At 53.0% G+C, this 3668-nt stretch carries 3 protein-coding genes; all 3 read right to left on the reverse strand.

The genetic code is table 11. The features are described from left to right. Window positions 1-60: 60 nt before the first annotated feature. Window positions 61-471, reverse strand: a complete 411-nt coding sequence (locus IQ254_RS30150) for a GPW/gp25 family protein (protein WP_193969829.1) — start codon at window positions 469-471, stop codon at window positions 61-63. A 40-nt stretch (window positions 472-511) separates the two neighbouring features. Continuing rightward, window positions 512-1960, reverse strand: a complete 1449-nt coding sequence (locus tag IQ254_RS30155) for a peptidoglycan-binding protein (protein ID WP_193969830.1) — start codon at window positions 1958-1960, stop codon at window positions 512-514. Between the two features lie 50 nt (window positions 1961-2010). Continuing rightward, window positions 2011-3668: NAD(P)/FAD-dependent oxidoreductase (locus IQ254_RS30160; RefSeq protein ID WP_228041233.1), on the reverse strand; the 1658-nt coding region annotated here is incomplete at its 5' end.

Genomic DNA, 3668 nt, shown 5'->3' on the forward strand with positions numbered 1-3668 from the left:
GTTAAAGGGGATGGGACAACGGCCTAAGCCTGCCCCTCTGCCCCTCCGCCCCTCCGCTCACTACTCCTCCGGTGGCATCAAATAAAACGGGAACACCATGCTACGGATGTCGTAGCTGTTTTTGGGCAGGTACTGAATCTCGATATCGACGCGTCCGGTGTTGGGGTTGGGAATGGTGAGAATATCCTGCAAAACAATACGAGGTTCCCAGAGTTCAAGAGCTTCTTCGACGTACAGGCGCACGAGCATGAGGGTGCGAGCATTAAGGGGCTCGAAGACCAGCTCTGAGAGGCGGCAGCCAAAGTTAGGGCGGTAGACCCGCTCCCCTAGTTTGGTACCGAGGATAATGGCGATGGATTCTTCGAGGTTGGGGGTATCAGTGCTGAGCTGGAGGCTGCCCTGGACGTTGACCCGGATGGGGAAGGCGAAGCCAGCACCGATGTAATTATGGGCAGTAAGGGGAGTGGGCATCGCTATTTAGGTGCTAAAGGGCTGACGGGATAAGCCTGGCTTACGTTAATAAACCAGCCCTTCTCCATTCTTCAAGTAGTTCTCGCGAAGCCTCAAAATGTATTGGGTCTTCATTAGTTGAAAATTCTGCTCCCCAGTAAAACCCTGCATCCTCGAAGTAGGGATATAACTCCACCAGTCCTCTATAGGTCTGACCATCCCGATCGAGATCAGCTTCGGTGTTGCCAATCTGTATATCAATAGCTGCCCCCCAAGCATGGTTAGACCAGGTTGTTGTGCCAGCAATCTTTCGGACGTTAAGCATCCCTAAATACCCCAGCTGCTCATAGAGCTCCGGCTTTTCTTGCTCAACCTTTTCAAAGATATTCGTTAGCGCTTCGACTGCGGGCTTAAGCCCAGTAGCTGTAAACGGGCCAACGTCTTCAGTGACTAGGTCAAAGCTCGGGTTCTCTGGATCGCCAAGCAGGTTTAGCATGTATTCATCGCCACCAACGGAGGGCGATGTCAGCCCTTGGTTCATTTCGGAGTCTGGCGGGATGGGAACAAGCGTAGTGTAATCGGAACCGTCAGTAGGTGGAGGAGCTACAGGTGGAACATCGTTCGGTGTAGCGGCTTGGTCATCAAAGCTTGCTTCCCAGGTTTGCGGACCAACAATTCCATCTACGAGAGTAAATCCTTCTGCGGCTTGAAACTGTCGTGCAATATCTGCACTTTGTGGACCGTAGTAACCATCGACAGACAGTGTCCAACCTACATCCTTCATCCGCTGTTGCCACTGCTTCACGGCAGGATTGTAATTTATACGTCCTGACTCGTAGATAAACAGTTCTCCTGGAAATGGAGGAGAACCTGTATCGAAGGTTTCTCTCCAAGTGTTGGGGCCAACAATTCCATCGACGGCGAGATCTTTAGCCTGCTGAAACTGTCGAGCAATGCCTTCGCTTTCTGGACCATAGAAGCCGTCTACAGCCAGCTGCCAGCCTCGCTCCCTCATCTGCCGTTGCCACGTCTCTACGTTTTCGTCGCGGGTTAGTGTTTGCCCTTCTATATATCTGAATAGATAACCTGGATAGGGCAACGAGTCTTGCTCCAGGACACTGACGTCTCTATCAAATCGACTACTCACATCAAAGCTTTCCTCCCATATCCCCTCTGGCAAAAGTGTAGATGTAGCTCCAGTTAAAGGGTCAAGGGAATCTAATTCCACAGGCTGTTGAGGCATGGATACAGAGTTTTTAGGACTTCTAAATCCATTAAAAACGCTATCAAGGGGTTGATTAAGAGATTCTATGACCGAATAAGGGCTATAAACTTCAGTCTCGATGGAATTTGCAAGGGTGTTCAGCTGACCAGGGTCAGATCTGGAGATTTGAGATAAATCATCCAGACACGACATATTAAACGATACGCCTAGATCCGTCAGGGGCGAATCTGGATTGGCAAATGAGGCATCTTGGTTGTACATTTTTTCCTCAGCGTAAAAGGTCAATTTTGTCTGCTAAAAACCTGTTAATGAGCGAAAGAATGGGGCAAATCGGCTCACATTTTTTGACTTATACCTTTCTCTGTCAATACAGTCGTATCGCTTTCACCAGTCTTTGCCGATATATTTCTGAAAATGACTTCAGCGGCTAATCGTCCAGTTTGGGCGGCACCGTTCATGTAGCCATAAAATTCGTCGCTGAGATGTTCTCCAGCGAAGACTAAGTTTTCAAAGTAGACATCTTGGCGATCGCCTGGGGTGTCAGATTCGATGTAGAAAAAGTCAGCGAATTCGGTGAGTTGGCCTGGTTTAAAGCTAGAGTAGGCCCCTTGGGTAAAGGGATCTTGAGTCCATGCGGTACGCAAAAAGTGACCGTTGGCAGCGGTAGAGAGATCTGCGATCGCACCTGACAAGTGCTGAATAAAGGCTTGACCTTGGGCAGCGGCGGTCCCAGTTTGAGCGGCGATCGCATCTTTGCCGCCCAGGTAAAAGGTGAGGGCACCGGCCTGGCTTTCGCGCTGCCGCTGGGTCGATTCCCACGCTTGGGAAAACCCTTGGTCGGTCCAGATTTCGTTGACAAATCCGTTGTCTTGTCGCCAGACTTTTTGATTAAATCCAGCGAAGAGTTTTTCGTTGACCCCGAGGTCTACCTCGTGGATGAAGCGAGTTAAGCCTTCGGGTAGCTCGACCTGCAGGTCTACCTGGCGCAGCACTGTAAAGGGAATGGCGAGGATGACGTAGTCGGCGTCGACCGTTTCAGCGCCATTGAAGGTGAGCCGAAACCCTGAGTTTTGAGACTCAAGGCGGGTAAGGCGCTGGCTGGTGCGAATTTGGCCAGGTAGAGCGGCGACGAGGCTGTCGATCAGCCGACCGATGCCTCCCTCCATGACGTAGGTTTCATCGCTAGACAGCACCGCCACGCTGTCACCATCTACGGTGGGCAAGTTAAACAGAAGCTGTAGAGCAGAGGAATTTTCGGGTTCGACCCCGTACTCGGTGCGGATAGATTGCTCCAGCAGGGTACGCACAAAAGGGTCATGGATTTTATCGGCGTGGATGTTGAGGTAGTCGGCGACAGAGAGCTGGTCAAACTCAGGGGCGAACTGCTCGTAGTCATCATCTAGCCGCTGGGCATCGTCGGCAATTTGCTGGGCAATGGCTCCGAGGCTGGCGGCCACCTCAGCCTCGGAGCGTCGTCTACCATCGAAGTAGTAGCTAGCCTCAGGGATCGGCGACTGCTCGGCATCGTCAACTCGGTTAAACAGGGTGAGGCCAAACTCCTCTGCAAGGCTCAACATATCGTCGTGGTCGGTGTTGATGAAGTGGCCGCCAAGATCTAGAACTAACCCCGGCCCTACCGGCCCGGTGACCGATGGGGTGCGGCCCCCCACCTGGGGTTTGGCTTCGTAGATGGTGGCGGTCAGGCCGAGCTTTTTGAGCTGATAAGCGGCATTTAGCCCGGCTAGCCCAGCTCCAACGATGGCAATTTGGGGAGATGCCCCAAGTGACTGAGCCTGGGTTGGTGGTGGAGTTACCAGCAGGCGGGTGGCGATCGCACTCCCCCCTACCAGAGCGGTGGAGCGGAGAAACCGGCGACGGCTCAGGCGCGCGATCGGGGTAGCTGGGCCAGAGGTCTGGGACTGGGTGCTCTGCCGCATCAGGCGCAGGCAGTGGCGAAACAGGGGAGAGTGGGGCATGGGGGACTCCTTTCGAG

Origin of the sequence: Nodosilinea sp. LEGE 07088 (assembly GCF_015207395.1) — a bacterium.
In the GTDB taxonomy this organism is placed as follows: Bacteria; Cyanobacteriota; Cyanobacteriia; order Phormidesmidales; family Phormidesmidaceae; genus Nodosilinea.